The sequence below is a fragment of the Rheinheimera soli genome, assembly GCF_021290985.1.
GTDB lineage: Bacteria > Pseudomonadota > Gammaproteobacteria > Enterobacterales > Alteromonadaceae > Pararheinheimera > Pararheinheimera soli.
The window spans coordinates 70,920-88,884 of record NZ_JAJOYU010000012.1; the positions used below are offsets into that span (position 1 = coordinate 70,920).

Annotated in this window: 18 protein-coding genes; 14 read left to right on the forward strand and 4 right to left on the reverse strand. The window is 46.2% G+C overall.

What is annotated here, in order from left to right; all coding sequences use genetic code 11:
- The first annotated feature begins 14 nt into the window (after window positions 1–14).
- Complete coding sequence (locus LSG37_RS10300) at window positions 15–770, forward strand: arylamine N-acetyltransferase family protein (protein WP_233079789.1); 756 nt, start codon at window positions 15–17, stop codon at window positions 768–770.
- An 82-nt stretch (window positions 771–852) separates the two neighbouring features.
- Here LSG37_RS10300 and ggt read toward each other — a convergent pair whose 3' ends face one another.
- Both ggt and LSG37_RS10310 read right to left on the reverse strand, forming a co-directional pair.
- Complete coding sequence (gene ggt / locus LSG37_RS10305) at window positions 853–2,565, reverse strand: gamma-glutamyltransferase (RefSeq protein WP_233079790.1); 1,713 nt, start codon at window positions 2,563–2,565, stop codon at window positions 853–855.
- Window positions 2,566–2,649: 84 nt separating this feature from the next.
- On the reverse strand, window positions 2,650–3,048 hold the full coding sequence (locus LSG37_RS10310; protein WP_233079791.1) for an acyl-CoA thioesterase: 399 nt from the start codon (window positions 3,046–3,048) through the stop codon (window positions 2,650–2,652).
- An 18-nt stretch (window positions 3,049–3,066) separates the two neighbouring features.
- Between LSG37_RS10310 and LSG37_RS10315 the strand changes: the two genes are divergently transcribed.
- Window positions 3,067–3,774, forward strand: a complete 708-nt coding sequence (locus LSG37_RS10315) for a 2OG-Fe(II) oxygenase (RefSeq protein WP_233079792.1) — start codon at window positions 3,067–3,069, stop codon at window positions 3,772–3,774.
- 29 nt (window positions 3,775–3,803) lie between these two features.
- On the opposite strand, the gene LSG37_RS10320 is transcribed toward LSG37_RS10315, so the two are convergent.
- Window positions 3,804–4,355, reverse strand: coding sequence for a GNAT family N-acetyltransferase (locus LSG37_RS10320; protein WP_233079793.1), 552 nt, complete (start codon window positions 4,353–4,355; stop codon window positions 3,804–3,806).
- 95 nt (window positions 4,356–4,450) lie between these two features.
- Between LSG37_RS10320 and LSG37_RS10325 the strand changes: the two genes are divergently transcribed.
- Window positions 4,451–6,259: an EAL domain-containing protein gene (locus LSG37_RS10325; protein WP_233079794.1), complete on the forward strand. Its 1,809-nt coding sequence runs from the start codon at window positions 4,451–4,453 to the stop codon at window positions 6,257–6,259.
- Here the strand turns inward: LSG37_RS10325 and LSG37_RS10330 are convergent.
- The gene (locus LSG37_RS10330; RefSeq protein ID WP_233079795.1) at window positions 6,231–7,187 is read right to left on the reverse strand and encodes a 1-aminocyclopropane-1-carboxylate deaminase/D-cysteine desulfhydrase; all 957 of its coding nucleotides are present in this window, start codon (window positions 7,185–7,187) and stop codon (window positions 6,231–6,233) included. The two genes, LSG37_RS10325 and LSG37_RS10330, sit on opposite strands and share 29 nt — an antisense overlap.
- A 103-nt stretch (window positions 7,188–7,290) precedes the next feature.
- On the opposite strand from LSG37_RS10330, the gene LSG37_RS10335 reads away from it, so the two are divergent.
- The 11 genes from LSG37_RS10335 (at window position 7,291) to LSG37_RS21240 (ending at window position 17,951) form a co-directional block, all read left to right on the forward strand.
- On the forward strand, window positions 7,291–8,253 hold the full coding sequence (locus tag LSG37_RS10335) for a hypothetical protein (protein WP_233079796.1): 963 nt from the start codon (window positions 7,291–7,293) through the stop codon (window positions 8,251–8,253).
- Window positions 8,237–8,851, forward strand: a complete 615-nt coding sequence (locus LSG37_RS10340; protein WP_233079797.1) for a PilN domain-containing protein — start codon at window positions 8,237–8,239, stop codon at window positions 8,849–8,851. Before LSG37_RS10335 ends, LSG37_RS10340 begins: the two co-directional genes overlap by 17 nt.
- A complete protein-coding gene (locus tag LSG37_RS10345) occupies window positions 8,848–9,498 on the forward strand; it encodes a hypothetical protein (protein ID WP_233079798.1) in 651 nt (216 codons plus the stop codon). The genes LSG37_RS10340 and LSG37_RS10345 overlap by 4 nt, the downstream gene beginning before the upstream one ends.
- A complete protein-coding gene (locus LSG37_RS10350; RefSeq protein WP_233079799.1) occupies window positions 9,476–9,808 on the forward strand; it encodes a hypothetical protein in 333 nt (110 codons plus the stop codon). The genes LSG37_RS10345 and LSG37_RS10350 overlap by 23 nt, the downstream gene beginning before the upstream one ends.
- Window positions 9,805–11,496, forward strand: a complete 1,692-nt coding sequence (gene mshL / locus LSG37_RS10355) for a pilus (MSHA type) biogenesis protein MshL (protein ID WP_233079800.1) — start codon at window positions 9,805–9,807, stop codon at window positions 11,494–11,496. Before LSG37_RS10350 ends, mshL begins: the two co-directional genes overlap by 4 nt.
- A gap of 2 nt (window positions 11,497–11,498) precedes the next feature.
- Window positions 11,499–12,410 (forward strand): ExeA family protein, encoded by a 912-nt coding sequence (locus tag LSG37_RS10360; RefSeq protein ID WP_233079801.1) that lies wholly within the window; start codon window positions 11,499–11,501, stop codon window positions 12,408–12,410.
- Window positions 12,407–13,636 (forward strand): tetratricopeptide repeat protein, encoded by a 1,230-nt coding sequence (locus tag LSG37_RS10365; protein ID WP_233079802.1) that lies wholly within the window; start codon window positions 12,407–12,409, stop codon window positions 13,634–13,636. The genes LSG37_RS10360 and LSG37_RS10365 overlap by 4 nt, the downstream gene beginning before the upstream one ends.
- 4 nt (window positions 13,637–13,640) lie before the next feature.
- Complete coding sequence (locus LSG37_RS10370; protein ID WP_233079803.1) at window positions 13,641–15,386, forward strand: GspE/PulE family protein; 1,746 nt, start codon at window positions 13,641–13,643, stop codon at window positions 15,384–15,386.
- A complete protein-coding gene (locus LSG37_RS10375; protein ID WP_233079804.1) occupies window positions 15,386–16,603 on the forward strand; it encodes a type II secretion system F family protein in 1,218 nt (405 codons plus the stop codon). Before LSG37_RS10370 ends, LSG37_RS10375 begins: the two co-directional genes overlap by 1 nt.
- 105 nt (window positions 16,604–16,708) lie before the next feature.
- Window positions 16,709–17,350: a prepilin-type N-terminal cleavage/methylation domain-containing protein gene (locus LSG37_RS10380; RefSeq protein WP_233079805.1), complete on the forward strand. Its 642-nt coding sequence runs from the start codon at window positions 16,709–16,711 to the stop codon at window positions 17,348–17,350.
- Window positions 17,351–17,381: 31 nt separating this feature from the next.
- Window positions 17,382–17,951, forward strand: a complete 570-nt coding sequence (locus LSG37_RS21240; protein WP_269836548.1) for a prepilin-type N-terminal cleavage/methylation domain-containing protein — start codon at window positions 17,382–17,384, stop codon at window positions 17,949–17,951.
- Window positions 17,952–17,965: the final 14 nt, after the last annotated feature.

A 17,965-nucleotide genomic window follows, 5' to 3' on the forward strand; every position in this document is an offset into this window, starting at 1 on the left:
GCAGGTCACAGCTTATGTTCGCAGAAAATTTCCAGTTAGAGCCTTACCTGAAACGTATTGGCTATCAGGGGCCTTTGGATCAAAACGCCGAGACGTTAAAACAACTGATGCGCGCCCAGCTTTTTAACGTTGCCTTTGAAAACCTCGATGTGCAGGCCGGTAAGATTGTCTCCTTAGTGCCAGAACAGATTGTCGATAAAATAATTGGGCAAGGCCGTGGTGGTTATTGTTATGAGGTGAATGGCCTCTTTGCCATGGCACTGCAGGCTTTAGGGTTCAGCTATAAGTTTGTGGCTTGTCGTCCTATGTTTTATCCGGTGCGCCGACCTAAAACTCATATGGTGTTATTGGTTGAAGCCGATGGCGATGAATGGATCTGTGATTTAGGCTTCGGCAGCTACGGTATTCGCGCTCCCATCGCTTTATCCTCTTTGGAACAAATCCAGCAACAAGACTTCGACCAGTTCCGTTTAACCACTGAACAGAGCGGTGCTTATGTAGTGCAGGCGATGGTGGATGGCCAGTGGTTAAGTCAGTTTGGCTTTGAACCTTATGCCAGCGAGTGGGTGGACTTTATGCCAGCTAACTATCTGAACAGCACCCATCCGGATACGATTTTTGTGCAGAAGTTATTGGTGATTAAACACCATGCACAAGGTCGCGATATTCTGCTCGGCGATCAACTGAAACAAATACGAGCTGAAGGCACAGTGGTGCAGCAGTTGAGCATTGAGCAGCGGGAAGATGTGCTAAAGCAGTTGTTGAAGTAAAATTGGAGTTGCAACGAGGCGCAACGTAGGGGCGGGTCTTGTACCCGCCCGTCTTATGATACCGCCGACCCCAATTTAAAAGTTAATACCCTGCGGCCTGACCGTCTTTACGAGACTCTGAAGCACCGTAATAAACGCCGGTTTTTGGGTCTTTCATAATGGCCTGATAACCGCCAAATTCACCTAAAGCGTAACGCACGTCATGGCCTTTTTTCATCAGCTCGCGGGCTGTTTCATAAGGCACACCTTTTTCCAACTGTACATAACCGCCATTGGTTAAGTAAGTCGCCTGATCGTCTGTAGGTTCAGTGCTGCCCAGATGTTGCCAGCGTGCAGCATCCCCAGCTTCTTGCAGGTTCATGCCGTAATCAATCATATTCACCACAATTTGCACGTGACCCTGAGGCTGCATAGCGCCACCCATCACACCAAAGCTGGTCAGTGGTTTGCCGTCTTTACTGATAAAGGCTGGAATTATCGTCTGGAAAGGGCGTTTACCCGGCTCATAGGCATTGGCATGTTTTTTATCCATCGAAAACATTTGGCCCCTGTCCTGGAACACAAAACCTGTGCCAGGCGCGACCACACCTGAACCCATACCCCTGTAGTTACTTTGAATAAGCGAAACCATAGTGCCGTTTTTATCGGCCGTGGTCATATAAATGGTGTCCCCTTCGTAAGCTGCCGGATTACCTGCGTCCACCCGTTTTGCAGCGGTAGCACCGATCAGTTTGGCGCGCTCTTTACCATAAGCTTCAGAAATCAGGCCTTTGATGGGCAGCTTGTTAAAGTCGGTATCCGCATAAAACTTTGCTCTGTCTTCAAAAGCCAGTTTTTTAGCTTCCACTAAGGTATGAATACTCTCGACACTGTTGTAACCCATAGCTTTTAAGTCAAAGTTTTTCAAAATTTGCAGCATCTGCAAAGCGGCTATGCCCTGGCCGTTAGGGGGTAACTCCCACACATCATAACCACGGTAATTGACTGATACAGGTTCTACCCAGTCTGAGCTGTGGTTGGCGAAATCTTCATAACGCAGGTAACCACCATTGGCTTTCATAAAGCCGTCGATACTTTTGGCGATGTCGCCTTTATAAAACGCATCACGGCCGCCTGTGGCTATGGCTTTATAAGTGGCGGCTAAGTCAGGGTTTTTAAACATTTCGCCTTTGGCGGGTGCTTTGCCATTGATAGTAAAAGTACCAACAAAATCACCTGGCTGATCTTTTAAACGGGGTACAGATCTGTCCCAGTAATAAGCAATCAGCTCGCTGACCGGGAAACCTTGTTCGGCATAGGTAATAGCAGGTTGCAGAATTTGGGTCATAGGCAATTTGCCAAACTTCTGGTGCATTTCAAACCATCCGTCTATAGCACCAGGTACGCTGATGGGCAGCATGCCATAAGGGGGGAGGTCCTTCAGGCCAAGTTTTTTCAGCTCTTTAGACAGTTGTGTATGGCTCAAGCCTTTAGGGGAACGGCCCGAAGCATTTAAGCCATAAATTTTATTGGTTTTACCGTCCCAGATAATAGCGTACAAGTCGCCGCCTATGCCGTTGCCTGTAGGTTCCATTAAACCCAAAGCGGCGTTAGCTGCTATGGCTGCATCTACTGCTGTGCCGCCTTGTTTCATAATATCTAAAGCGATTTGGGTGGCTAATGGCTGACTGGTGGCTGCCATAGCATGAGGTGCTATCACTTCAGAGCGGCTGGCAAAGTCAGCGCCAGTAATGCGGTCATAGGCCATCAGTTGAGGTGATAACGCAATCAGGCTACAGAGTAAGATTTTTTTCATTGTGGTTGGTTCTCTGAAATACAGGAGCACTCAACCTAATCAGCGCAGGCTGAAATTACCAGCAGCACGCGACCAAAAGCCAGATTAGCTGGCTGAAACCAAATGTTCGGTCAAGGCGGCTTTTTGTTCGAGGCTTAGCAACAGTTTTTGTTTAGCGCCGAAATCGTATTGCACCAACACTGCTTTTCCGACCGCACAGCACTGATTGTTTTGCCAGGCTTCCTGATGCACTTCAAACGAACTGTTGCCAATCATGCTGATGCCAGTGCGTAATTCCACTGGCAGGCCATAAAACAGCTCCGCTTTAAACTGCACACTGATACTGGCGAGGATCAGCTTCCATTGTCTGGTATCGAGATCAGGTGTAAATATTTTGAAAATAGGATCGCGAGCCCCTTCAAACCACGCCGTTAGCACTGTATTGTTGATATGACCCAGAGCGTCCGTTTCATTAAAGCGGGGCTGAATAATTTCTTTAAACATAACAATAACCTGAAAACTATGACTGATTTTATTGAAGTATACGATGATGTATTATCCGCCGAATTTTGTCAGCAACTGATCGGCTTATTTGCACAAAGCCCTCACACCACAGCGGGGCGCACCGGCGGAGGTGTCGATACCAGTAAAAAGCTCAGCACTGACTTGTATTTAAATCAGTATCCTGAGTATCACCCAGCTCTGGCCGAGATCATCCGCCACACTACCACTTATGTGGCTGATTACTTTCGCAAGTACCATTTTGCCTTGATTGGCCCTGTCAGCATGACTGTGCCTCATCCGGCTGAAAACCGTATGGTGGCTATTACGGCCGATAACTACCCGCAATTGGGAGCACCTCAGGCTGACAACTTTATGCGCACTTTGTACCGGCTTGGTCCTGTGCAAATGCAAAAGTATCAGCAGGGTAAAGGCAATTACGGCTATTGGCACTCAGAGGTTTATCCACAGTTACCTCACAATGAGCCACTGCATCGCACTTTGTTATTTATGTTTTATTTAAACGATGTGGCAGAGGGTGGTCAGACGGAGTTTTATTATCAGAATAAAGCCATTCAGCCCAAAGCCGGGCGTATGGTGATAGCACCAGCTTACTTTACCCACACCCACAGAGGTTGTGTGCCGGTGTCTGATGATAAATACATTCTGACCAGTTGGGTGTTGTTTAACCGGGCTGAACAGCTATACGGTCAGGCGCCAGAAAGCTGAAATCATGCTTTTGTATAGCTGTTGAATCACTACAGAGTGGCTGCACCTAAAGGTGTTGCCGGGCGCGCCATTTCCAGATGTGGAATGTCATCTTCCAGATAAGGTTCGCTGCAAGCGATAAAACCAAACGACTCGTAAAAACGTTGCAGATAACACTGAGCCGAAATCCGGATCTCTGAATCAGGCCAGCAACTGCTGGCTACATCCAGAGCTTTATCCATCAAGCCACGGCCCAAGGCCAGACGACGTGCGGTTTGCGACACACAAATACGACCCAAAGCCGGACTGTTTTCATAGCTAACACCGGGCGCCAGAACGCGGGCGTAGGCTAAAATTTTGTCACCTTTTTTCAGCAGAATATGTCGGGTTTGTGGGTGCAAATCTTTGTTATCCAGCTCCGGATAAGGGCAGTTTTGTTCAACAACAAACACATCTACCCTTAATTGCAGCATGGCGTATACCGTATACGAATCCAACTGACTAAAGCCTGCAACTTGCCATTCCATATCTTTGTCCTGTGATTTTTCTAATGATTCTGGCTTTACTATATCAAAGTCGCCGTTTTTTTGTCTGCTGGCCATATCGCAGCTTAAGGCGTTGCAGAAAAAAATCGGCATCACAGTGAAACTTGACTCACACTTAGTACATTCGTTTGATGAAGGCAAAAGGAGTTGTAATGTGGTTAAGCCAGATAATCCAAAAGAAACGCCATTGGCAGCAGTTGCTCAGTGTAGTGGTGTTACTGCTGGTCAATATCAGCTTTTATAGTATAGGCGAGTTGCAACTGCAGCATCGCCAGCAGCAATGGCAACAATGGCTTGTGTTACAGCCATTGCCGCAACAGTCATGGCTGGTGAGTGAACAAGGTCAGCTGCAGCTTTTATCCAGCCCACCTTCAGCTGCTGTTGACTTTGTGGCTTTAGACGGCTCAAACCCAGTGTTACATCTGTCGCCTGAACTGGTGACAAGCTGGACTGCATTGGATTATCTGTTACTGAATTCTCCTTTTGTGATCTGGCTGGGCTGGTTGTTATGGATCCGGCCTTATCAGCAGCAATTCAGGCAGGAGTTACAACAACTGGAGCAGCAAACCCAATTGTTACTCACTCATTTGGATTTACCTTTTCACCGAGAAACTAACCCTGCCACCCAATTACAGCGGGTGTTGTTAAAGCTACAAAACTGGCAAAAACGTGATAGCGAAATTCGGCAACTGGTGCGGGTGCAAGGTTTAGTGGATCACGAGCTGGCGATAGGCAACAGAGTATTTTTTGAAAGCCGCTTAAATCATTATTTAACTGAAGGTGGAGAGGCGGCAAGCGGGGCTGTGTTTTTGGTGCAGTTGTCACACCCTGAATCTAATCTGTCCAATCTAATCAAATTGCAGCGCTTAAGGGGCTGTGTTGAGCTGATTGCTGAATTGGCATCTGGCTGGCCTGAGGCTGTAATGGCGAGGTTGGCTGATAATGACTTGTCATTATTGATCCCAGGATTATCGGGAAAGGAAGCCGAACAATTGGGCGACCGCATGGCCCAGGTATTAAGTCAGGCTAACTTCTTTGATGAATGCCAGGATTTTGATCTGATCCATATAGGCTTCGTGCTGTATCAACAAGGGCAAAGCTCCTATCAGCTCATGGCTGAAGCAGATATGGCGTTAAAAACAGCTCAGTTGCAGGGGCCTAATGCAGCTTATGGTTTTAATGATCCACAAAAACCAAAAATAAAAGGCTCAGTCTGGTGGAGAACTGAGTTGCATAATGCGTTAAAGGAAAACAGATTTCTGCTGAGTTTTCAGCCGGTGTTTTCCTGGCAGGACAATGATGTTTTACAGCACGAAGTGCTGGTGCGGCTGGCCAGCAGCGATGGCGACAAATTAGCTGCCGCCTTATTTTTACCTATGGCGGCTAACTGTGGTTTAGTCAGTGCGATCGATCAGTATGTACTGCTGAAGGTGGCTAAACTTAGCGAAACTGAAGCTTTGGAGCATTGCCGTTGCAGTGTGAACTTAAATACTCAGTCTTTGCTGGACGACGGCTGGTGGCATTGGTTGCAACAGCAGGTGAACAACGGAACTATAGTGCCGTCAGATTTGGCATTGGAATTTCATGAACATCATTTAATTAAACACTACAAAAACCTGAAACCAAAATTGCTGCAGCTGCAGCAGTGGGGCTTTGAACTGATAGTTGACCATGTGGGCTTAAGCCTGGATGCCGCTCCTTATAGCGATGAGTTGCCAATACGAATGTTAAAAATTCATCCGGCCGTGGTGCGGGGTATCGACCATCAACTGGAACAGCAGCTGTTTATCCGCGGTTTATTAGCTTCTTGTGTTGGTAAAGATATTAAAGTGATAGCCACAGGGGTAGAGCAAGACCCTGAATGGCAGTGTCTGAAAAAACTGGGGGTTGTTGGTGCCCAGGGTTATTACTTCAGTCAACCACTGGCGCGACTTATAGCCCAGAATCAGTTGTCGGGCTGATAGCTGATTTTATTGGCCGGGACTCAGTGGTAGGAATAAGACCTCTGTAAGCAAGCCCCTTTAATCCTTGTAATCCGCCTGTGTGAAAAAAACTCAGGCGGCTGCCTTTTGGGATAATCCCAGCTTTAATCAGCTCAAATACAGAGTACAAGGCTTTTCCTGTATACACAGGTTCGAGCTGCACGTCCTGCTCTGCAAAAGACTGACAAAACTGCCATAACTGGGGATCAAAGCGACCGTAACGGGGCTGATGTAAGGCCTGAATTAACTGCCATTCTGGCCAGTTACGATCAGCAGGCAAAAAAGCTCTGATTTTTTCCGGCAGGCTCTGATCCTGCACCACTGCAATACCTACTACAGGCGTCGTTTTCGATCCCCGGATCAAACCTGCTACTGTTCCACCGCTGCCTACGGCACAAATAAGCAAAGACGCAGGGCCTGCAGGTGTAGTGCACATACCCAGTTCACTGACGCCCTGAACAGCGGCCTCACAAGTTCCTCCTTCGGGAATATGCAGGTAACCAGGGAATTGTTCACTTAACTGCTGCAGAGTTTCCTGTTGATGGCGGGTCCTGTAAAAAGCCCTGCTGACCCGGATCAGTTGCATGCCATAAGAGCGGCATAAAGCCAAAGTTGGGTTGTTTAAATCAACTTCTTCACCGCGCACTATGCCGACACTTTGCAGCTTATTTTCGGCAGCCACCGCTGCTGCTGCGACCAAATGATTAGAAAAAGCGCCACCAAAGGTTAACAAGCCCTGAGATTTTTGTTGCAGTGCTAGCTCCAACTGGTATTTTAGTTTCAGTATTTTGTTTCCGGATATGTCCGGATTATTACCTGGGGCATAACGCAGCCAGAGCTCCGTCTGATGATCATTCAGAACTGGATGCTGAAGCTTTTGCCACTGCAAATAAGAAGTTAGTTTCATAGTTTGTTGTCATTCTGGAACGAAAGTTTTATCATTTTTATCGTTTTCATGATAATTTACAGTTACAATAATTGAGAAAGCACAGTAGGTAGTATTTGCCGTTATGTTAACAAAGCTATTGGCGCAATTAAAATTCACCAAAAAATCAGGCAATGTATTTGCTGGCGTTCATCTGTCTGCTAATAGTGTAAAGGTTGTTGTGGTCACTCAACAATCAGCAACAGAGCAGCGGGTGGAGCAAATGTTCCAGGAACAGTTTGGTTCTGCGTCACAATTGTCTGCTGCTTTTAAAACCATAGCGACAAAATTACCATCAGATTGTCAGTGTACTTTAGTGATCCCTCCCGAACGTTATATGGTGTTGCAGATTGATAAACCTGCAGTGCCTGATGAAGAGATTTCATTAGCTTTACCCTGGACTATCAAAGATTTAGTTACTCTGCCTGATCATGATATGGTGCTGGACTATTTGGATTTACCTTTGCAAAATCAATTGCAGGGCATCAAAGTGAATGTGGTGGTCAGCTCGAAAAGCTGGTTAGCAGATATTGTGGCCTTATTTACACAGAACAAATTGCAATTGGTAGGCATTCAGCCGGAAGAATGGCTGGCGCGAAACTTATTACCTCCTAAACAGCATGCAGTGATGCTGGTTTCTCATCAGTCGGGTCAGGATTTGGCGGTACAAATTCTGCAGCAAGGTAATTTATGTTTCTCCCGCCGTTTGCGAGGTTTTAACCGTCTCGATCAATACAGCCTTGATGAATTACAACAAGGTGTGTTTGATAATTTATTACTGGAGCTTCAACGTTCAATAGATTACTTCGAGGGCCAGCTCAAACAAGCGCCGGTAAAGGAAATTGCTTTGTTATTAGCCAATTCGGATCAAGCCGGGGTAGTGCAGTTGTTTGCACAAAATGGGTTTTCTCAGGTATTTGCCCTGTCAGCCAAGGAGGCCGGGGTAAAGATGTCTGCTGAACAGTTCAGTCTGTACTGGTTAGCCCTTGCTGGTGCTATCGAACCTTTGTGTGCTCAAAGGGAGGTGAACCTTGAAGCTGCGGGTTAACCTTTATGTGCAGGCCTTACAGCCTGTTAAAGAAAAAATCAGCTTAAAGTTACTGGTCAACAGTACAGTCGGGCTTTCTGCTGTGTTGTTAATTGCGGGTTTGGTGATTAATCTGCAAACCGACTCAAAAAAAGCTGAGTTAGCTGTGTTGCAGCAGCAAGTCAAAGCTCAGGAGCAGCAATTAACCCAGCTGCAACAAAGCCTTGGTAATCGTCAGCCGTCAGCAGTTTTGGTGAAGCAACATACTGAACTGAATCAGATTATTGCCCAGAAACAGAAATTACTGCGCTTTGTGCAAGGTGAACAGCTGAAAACCTCAGTGCAATACTCTCCTGTATTTCAGTACCTGGCCAGTATAGATCCGCAAGGCCTATGGTTAGATGGCTTTAGTTTGAATGCAAGTTCCAGCCAGTTTAGTGGTTATGTCACAGAGCCTGAATTGTTGCCGCAATGGCTTACTCAACTCAGTGGTACAGCATTTTTTAAAGGCCATACTTTCTCTCAGTTTGAAATAAAGCAGGCAGAAAATACCGAAGCTTTAACTTTTAAAGTCACGTCCTCTGCAACAGGTGCGACAGCAGAGGAGGCGAGTTTATGAATACATGGCAGCAGTGGTCTGCACGTTTTAGCGCGCTAAAAGAGCGCGAAAAATACACCGCCTTTATTGGCGCTTTGTTGTTATGCCTGTGGCTTTTTATGTTGCAATTTTTAGTGCCAGCTTTTGAAGAGCTGAGAAAAGTGGAACTGCAAATTAAAAGTGCCACTATGACCACAGAGCAACAAAGCAACACTTTAACTTCCTTACAGCAACAAGCGGGTACAGACGTAGACGCCAGCTATAAACAGGAGGTTGAGAAACTACAACGTCAGGAACAGCAGTTGCAGCAACAGATTGCTCAGCTCACCAGTTACTTTATAGGCTCAGAGCGCATGGCGCTGGTGCTGCAAGATGTGTTGAAAAGTAGCAATAATGTAAAATTGAAATCAATTATTGCCAACCCACCAGTGCCTTTAACTTTCGCAGATCAAGGTTCGGATAATAAAGCTGTTATTTATCAACATTCTACAGTAGTAGTTTTAACTGGTAACTATTTTGCATTAACTGCTGTTTTAGAAAAGCTGGATGCGTTGTCCTGGTCTTTAGGCTGGCAAAGTATTGATTACAAGGTAACTGAACACCCTGATGCGGAACTAACTCTGCAATTACTGACTGTGAGTGATAATGAAAGTTATATTAAGTTGTAGCCTGTGTTTAGTTCTGAGTGTCGTGGCTGTCGCCTCCTCAGATCCAACCAAACCGGATATAGCGAAGGCTGTGCCTGTCAGTACAGCTGATTCAGGGCTGGTTGCAGCACAAGTTGGGTCTAAATTTAAACTGGGCCTGATCAAAAATGTGCAGGGACAACATATGGCGTTGATTAATGGTCAGTCGGTTAAACAAGGCGACGAAATAGATGGCTATAAAGTGCTGAGTATTAACCGGCAGCAGGTCGTGTTACAGCAAGCGAATGAACGTTTAACCTTAAGTTTGTTTAAAGCGATGAAAACTCAATGAATTATTTTAAGAAAAACTATTTCACATTAGCTTTGATCAGCCTGGGGTTAGCTGGGTGTCAGGGCATGCAGGAGACAAAAGTACCTCATGCAGCTCAGGCAGCTTTGGCTGAACAACAAAAACAGCCACAACCTGCAACTCTGGCAGTACCTGACAGTGTGACTCAGGATTTATTAGCGCTGGCCAGTCCTATGCAACAGGCCCAACCTATGCAGCAACGTTTTAATGTGGCGGCTGCCAATGTGGATGTAGCAGATTTCTTTACTTCACTAGTGGCTGACACTGACTACAGCGTTGCTATTCATCCTGCTGTATCGGGCCAAATCACACTGGATTTAAAACAAGTTACGTTAAACGAAGCTTTTGCTGTGATAGAGCAACTCTATGGCTACCATATTCAGCAGGTCGGCTCCATTTATAAAGTGATGCCTGGTGGCTTGCGTACCGAAACCATACCGGTGAATTATTTGCTGATGCAGCGTTCCGGCAGTTCTTCTATTTCTGTGACAGCAGGTGGTATTTCTTCGTCGCAAGGCGGCAACAACAGTGGTAATTCAGGCAACAATAACCAGAATAATAACCGCCAGAATAACAACAATCAGAATAACAACAACCAGAACGGTGGCCAGAATAGTCAGGGTGGCCAGGGTAATGGCAGTTCAGTGCAAAGCACCAGCCAGACTGATTTCTGGAAAGATTTAAAAGAAGCTATTACCGGTGTGATGGGCTCAGGGCCGGATCGTGCTGTGGTGATTAGCCCACAGGCTGGTTTAGTCACAGTGCGGGGGTTACCTTCAGAAATAGAAGCTGTGCGTGCTTATCTGGGGCAAACTGAAGAAAGCTTGCAACGTCAGGTCATACTGGAAGTCAAAATTATTGAAGTCACCCTGAACGATGATTATCAGCAAGGTATTAATTGGAGCCAGATAGCGGGCACCATTGGCTCGACAGACATAAACTTCAGCAATAACACTTTTAGTCTGGGCAATAATGTCACAGCGCAGATAGGCGGTCTGGGCAGTATTGGTTTTGACGGCGACGATTTTAGCGGTGTCATTAACCTGCTGGAAACCCAAGGCAATGCACAAGTGTTATCTAGCCCTCGTGTGACCGCTATTAACAATCAGAAAGCTGTGATTAAAGTGGGATCGGACGAATATTATGTGACAGGGGTCAGCAGTAGTTCAAACCTGACTGATACGACAGGCACTGGTACAGGCATCACTCGCGATGTCCCTATCCCGGAGCTGGAACCCTTTTTCTCTGGTATAGCGCTGGATGTGACGCCGCAAATCAATGTGGATGGCGATGTCATTTTGCATGTGCATCCTTCAGTTTCTGAAACGACTGAACTGAATAAATCCATTAATCTGGGTGGCACTAGTGCCTATACCTTGCCATCTGCCCAAACCAATATCCGCGAGTCTGATACTATTATTAAGGCCCGCAACGGTGAAATTGTGGTGATCGGTGGTTTAATGCAGTCCACCATCAGCGACAGCGAGTCCAAAGTGCCGGTGCTTGGCTCCGTGCCTTTACTTGGCAAGTTGTTTACCAATATCAGCAAAATAGAGCGGAAAAAAGAACTGATTATTCTTATTAAACCTACTGTATCGTCAGGCAATGCTATGCAGCAACAGCTGAAGCAATCTGCTGATTTGATTGATCAGTGGTATCCGAAGAACTGATTATGTTGTATTTACGCCACTTTGGTTTACAGCAAACCCCTTTTAGTTTGACTCCAAACACGGCGTTTTATGTCGATTTACCCCAACATCATGAAGCCTTAGAAGTCTTAACCACAGCCTTGAATGTAGGCGAAGGTTTTATCAAAGTGACAGGTGAAGTGGGGACAGGCAAAACCATGTTATGCCGTAAGCTGATGAACGAAGCAGCGGACGACTGGGTTATTGCCTATATTCCGGATCCTTATTTGTCTCCACTTGAATTACGCTGGGCTTTTGCTACCGAGTTGGGATTAAAACAATCCGACACCATCGATAATCAGCAATTAGTGCAATTGGTGCAGCATTGCCTGGTTGCATTTGCAGCTGAAGGCAAAAGAGTGGTGCTGATTATTGATGAAGCCCAAGCTTTGCCGGACGATACGCTGGAAGCCCTGCGCTTGCTGACCAATCTTGAAACTGAACAACGTAAACTGTTGCAGGTGGTGTTGTTTGGCCAACCCGAGCTGGATAAACGTTTAGCCAGTTACAAATTTCGCCAATTACGTCAGCGTGTGAGTTTTTCCTATTTTTTACGGGGAATGTCTTATTACGAAGTGCAGGCCTATGTAAGTGCCCGCATCGATATAGCTGGTGTACGCCAGCCATTGTTTTCGCCCGGCGCATTAAAAGCGATTTGGAAATACAGCAGAGGGATCCCACGTTTAGTGAATGTATTAAGTCATAAGGGCCTGATGCTGGCTTTTGGTGAAAATAAGCTGCAGGTTGATACCAGGCATATACGTTATGCCGCAAAAGATACCGAAGATGTCAGAGATCATATGTCAGGCCTTAATCCTATATGGCAGGGAGTGCTGGTGTCTTTACTGATGATTACCGTCGCCACAGCCTGGCATTTCAGGGAGCTGTGGTTATGAGCGTGATCAATAAAATGTTGCGTGATTTAGACAAGCAGCAACAACAGCAGCAGCACAGAGGTTTTGCCAGTTTCAAACCTCAACGCAAAACACATTTACTGTTGTGGGGCGCAGTGCCTCTCGCTTTATTCGCAGGCTGGTGTGGTCAGGCCTGGTATATGGAACGCTTTTCTATTAAAACCGAGCAGACGGTTACAGCTGCTGAAGTGCAAAAAGGGCAAGTGCATCCGTTAGCTGCTGTCAATCAGTTGGTTCCTGCAGCTCAGAACCTTGCCGCTGTATCAACACCCACCGAGCAAGTTGTTACTTTGCAGGATGTAGTCGCCAGCCGAATTTCACCAGAATTGGCAGCAGAGCTGGGTAAGTCAAAGGCCGATACGCCCGAGGTTGTAGCTGAGCCTAAACTGAAACCCTTTGCCAGTCAGCCGGTAGCAGAAGAACGGGTAGTGCAAGTAGTTTTAGCTGAGCCTGTTGCTGCCAGCAGCACTGATTTTTTAGCTGATACTGTTGCGACGGATGAAGTTCAGATCTCCGAATTTGATCAAAGCAGTGACTTTGCCGCAGAGTCAGAGACTGTTATTGAACCTGACTGGAATGAGGCGCCGCAGTCGTCAGACAAACCCCGTTCTCTGGCGATTGAAAAAGTACAACTCAGCCCTGAGCAACAAAAAGATTTGCTGCAGCAAAAAGCAAAAAAGGCGGAGTCTGTCGGTAATCTGAATCAGGCTGTCAGTCACTGGCAGCAAATTCGGCAGTTGGAACCTGCATCAAGTCATGCTTATTTAGAGTTATCGCGTTTGGCGCAAATTCAGCGCAATGATGCTGGCGCGGTACAGATACTTGAACAGGCTAACGCTGCGGGCGTGCAGGATCCTAAAGTATCTATGGCATTGGCTGCATTGGCGATTAAGCAACAAGATTGGGTTAAAGCCCTGACTTACTTGCAGTACGAACCTGATATTTTTAATTACACCGACTTTTATGCGTTAAAGGCTGCAGCACTGCAGAAAACGAATCAGCATGCGCAATCTGTGCAAGTGTTTCAGCAACTGGCCAGACAGCAACCAGAGCAGGCACGCTGGTGGTTAGGTATGGCGTTAAGTTACGACGCGCTGCAGCAACAGGAACAAGCATTGCTGGCGTATCGGCAGGTTGCAGTGAATGGTTTTGGCTTGTCGTCAGCCAGCCTGGACTATGTAAAAAAACGCATCGCGGCGTTAGAGTGATTTTATGTTAAAACCCAGACTAAAAATGCGGCTTGGCGATCTGTTGGTGCATGAAAACATCATCAGTGAGCAACAACTGCAGCAAGCATTAGCGCAGCAGCAAAAAACCGGCCGTAAGCTGGGTAGCAGCCTTATTGATATGCAGTTTTTAACTGAGGATCAATTACTACAGTTTTTGTCACAACAGCTGAAAGTAGATTTACTGGATATAGGCCAGCAGCAAATTGACCCCAAAGCTGTGGCCCTGTTGCCCGAAGTTCATGCCCGTCGTTTCCGGGCTTTAGTGCTGGAAGACAGAGGCAGTTCTGTACTGCTTGGCATGAGCGATCCTGCTGATTTGTCGGTTTTGGACCAGATAGCGCCTATGCTGGCGCCTAAAGAAATTTCAATTGCGATAGTCCGTGAAAGCCAACTGATCAGTGCTTTTGATCGTTTGTACCGTCGAACCAAACAAATCGAAAGCTTTGCCACTCAGCTCAAAGAAGAGTACGCCGAAACCGATATTCTGGATTTTGGTGCTTTAAGCGACCCAACAGATAACGACAATACCATCGTTAAACTACTGCAATCTATTTTTGAGGATGCAGTACAGGTGCGGGCTTCGGATATTCATATCGAACCTGACGAAAAACTGTTGCGAATTCGCCAGCGTGTCGATGGTGTATTGCAGGAAAACGTACTGAAAGAAGTCAGCATAGTACCGGCTCTGGTATTGCGGTTAAAGTTGATGGCTCAGTTGGATATATCGGAAAAACGTTTACCCCAGGATGGCCGTTTCCAAATCAAAATTAAAGGCCGTACCATAGATGTGCGTATGTCGACCATGCCGGTGCAGTATGGCGAATCCGTGGTGATGCGTTTGTTGGATCAGTCGGCAGGTTTACTGACGATGGAACAAACAGGTATGCCGGATGCGTTGCTCAAACGTTTACGTCGTATTTTAAAAACACCTCATGGCATGATTCTGGTGACTGGTCCTACAGGTTCAGGTAAAACCACCAGTTTGTATGGCATGCTCAGTGAACTGAATAAAGAGGGTAATAAAATTATTACCGTCGAAGATCCGGTCGAATACCGTTTACCCCGCATTAATCAGGTGCAGGTGAACCATAAAATTGGCCTGACGTTCAGTAGCGTGTTAAGAACCAGCTTACGTCAGGATCCGGATATCATCATGGTCGGTGAGATGCGGGATCAGGAAACCGCAGAAATTGGTTTGCGTGGTGCTTTAACAGGTCACTTAGTGTTATCCACTTTACACACCAACGATGCCATCAGCAGTACCTTACGTTTGATTGATATGGGGGCAGCTGAGTATTTGGTTGCCAGCGCGTTAAGAGCTATTCTGGCACAGCGGCTGGTTCGGCGTTTATGCTCTCATTGTAAAAAGCCTTACACGCCGGATTCTTCCGAAATCAGCTGGTTGCAGCATAAACATATAGCGCCGGGCCAGCAATTCTGGGCTGGCGAAGGTTGTCAGAATTGCAATCACACTGGCTATTCAGGCCGTATTGGTGTGTTTGAATTACTGGTCATGAACCGTGAAATGGCTGATGCATTGCGTCGCAGTGATGCTGAAGGTTTTGCTATAGCGGCCCGCACTAACGAAGGCTTCCGTCCTTTGGGAGATATGGCGCTGGATTATGCGATGCAGGGCCTGACCAGCATAGAGGAAGTCATTAAGGTTTCAGAATACCTTGAACTGGAAGAACCTGTCAGCACAGTGGCCGCAGAGCAGGTACTTAACTAATGGCCACCTTCAGCTACACAGCCAGAGACAGACAAGGTCAGTCCGTCAGCGGCAGCATTGAAGCCAGCAGTGAAACCGCAGTGGCTGATATGTTGCTGCAACGCAGTCAGATCCCTATCAAAATACAAATGCAGGATGAAAAGCAGGCCAGCTCCGCTATTGTCTGGCCCTGGCAACGAGTTAGTGTCACTGAGCTGATTATTTTTTCCCGCCAGATGTATTCTCTGATGAAAGCTGGTATTCCCATTATTCGGGCTATTGTCGGGTTAGCGGAAAGCACCAGCTCTACAGCGTTAAATACAGTGCTGCTGGATTTAGCTGATCAGCTGGAGAAAGGCCGTACTTTGTCTGCTGCAATGGCGCTGCATCCTCAAATATTCAGTCGTTTGGTTGTGTCTATAGTGCATGTTGGCGAAAACACAGGTCGTTTAGACGAGTCTTTTTTACAACTTTCCGGCTATTTCGAGCAGGAGATGGAAACCAGAAAGCAAATCAAACAAGCCACCCGTTACCCTACTTTTGTACTCATTGCCATCAGCATCGCTATGGTGATTATGAATATTATGGTGATCCCACAGTTTGCCTCAATGTTTGCTAAATTTAATACAGAGTTGCCTTGGGCAACCAAGCTTTTACTGGCCAGCTCCAACTTGTTTGTGAATCATTGGCAACTGATGCTCACTGTATTAATAGGAGCTGTCTGGGCTTTGAAACTCTATTTGCAAACAGATAAAGGCCGTCATCAATGGAGTTACTGGAAGCTACAAATGCCACTGATGGGGTCTATTTTAGTCAGAGCTACTTTAGGGCGTTTTAGTCGTAGTTTCTCTATGATGCTCAGAGCCGGAGTGCCTTTAACTTCAGCTTTAACTCTGGTTGCTGAGGCTGTAGACAACGACTATATGGCAGAAAAAATCCGTGAAATGAGGAAAAACATTGAACGGGGGGAAAGCTTGCTGAGGGTGGCAGTACAAAGTGAGTTGTTTACCCCTTTAGTGCTGCAAATGTTGGCTGTGGGTGAAGAAACAGGCCAGGTTGACGAAATGTTGACGGAAGTCGCTTCATTTTATGAGCGAGAAGTGGCATACGACTTGAAAGCACTTACCGCAAAGATAGAACCGATCCTGATTTCAATTGTTTCTGTTATGGTACTTGTTTTAGCTTTGGGTATATTTACACCTATGTGGGATATGTTAAATGCCTACAAAGGTGGTTAGCAAATAATCGGTAAAAATGAAAAAAACAGAAGACAACTTGGCAATAGTGGGTAAAATGAGCGCAATTAGCGATAGACTAACAAATAAAGATGTGGAGTTAACAAAATGAGACGACAAAGTGGTTTCACTATTATCGAAATTATCATTGTAGTGATAATTTTAGGTTTATTGGCAGCAACAGCTTTGCCACGGTTTTTAAATGTGACAGAACAGGCTGAAGACGCTTCTATTGATGGCATAGCAGGTGGTTTTGCGTCTGCTGTTGGTTTAGTTCGCGGGCAGTGGGAAGTAGAAGGTCGGCCAAGAGCTAACTTCTTAACAGGCGTTGCTAATGCAGATATGAGTATCGTCACTGTTGATGGCACCCAAATTGGTGTGAATGCAACAGGCACGCTAGATGCTGGCGAAGCTTTTGGTTTCCCAACTATGGCGCCAATAGCAGCAGGGAATTCACAAGACAACGCGATGACAGATGCGAAATGCCGTGAAGTATTGAACCTGATTTTACAAAACGCTCCAAGTTCAATAGCTCAAAATACTACAACTCCGATTAATAATGTAAACCAATTGGCAGGTAATACTTTGTTTGTGCAAGCTAATACAGCTACAGCTGCAACCCAGTGCTTCTACTACCAGGCCAGCGGTTTGACCGCTATTCCTGCACGGGCCGCCGATGATGTATTCAATGGCTTTAGTTACAGTCCTGTAAATGGTGCTGTGTCCGTATTCAAAAATAAACCAAACTAACCAATTTATTTTATAAACAGAGGTAAGAAGTATGAAAACTATTAATAAAACTCAACAAGGTTTTACCTTGGTTGAACTGATCATCGTGATCGTAATTTTAGGTATTCTGGCCGTTACAGCAGCGCCACGTTTTCTGAATTTCCAGGGTGACGCCAAGTTGTCGGTGTTGCGTGGCATAGAGGGCAGTCTGCGAGCAGGTATGAGTTTGATTGAAGGCAAAGCTATCATTACTGGGCAAAACACTGCTGCTTTATCGTGTTTTGATAATAATGTTGTGCGTGCCGCAACAGCTATTGAAATTGCTGCAACAACGGCTACTCGCTGTGCAACTGGCGTTGATGTAGTGTTCGGCGCTCCAGCAGCGTCAGTAGCATCGTTGCAGGCAATCGCTGCACTAGATGGCGGTATTGTGGTGCATGATAATGCATCAGGAGCAGCATTAACGCCTGCTTTAACCGTTGCTGCCGGAACTGCATTGCTGGGAAATAACTTACAGGACTTACGCGCTGCTACCGCTACATGTCGTGTCACTTACACTGCAGCTACTGGCATAACAGCAGCAACTCGCCCAACAATTGCTGTTGAGCCAACCTGTAGTTAATATTCAGGTATTGA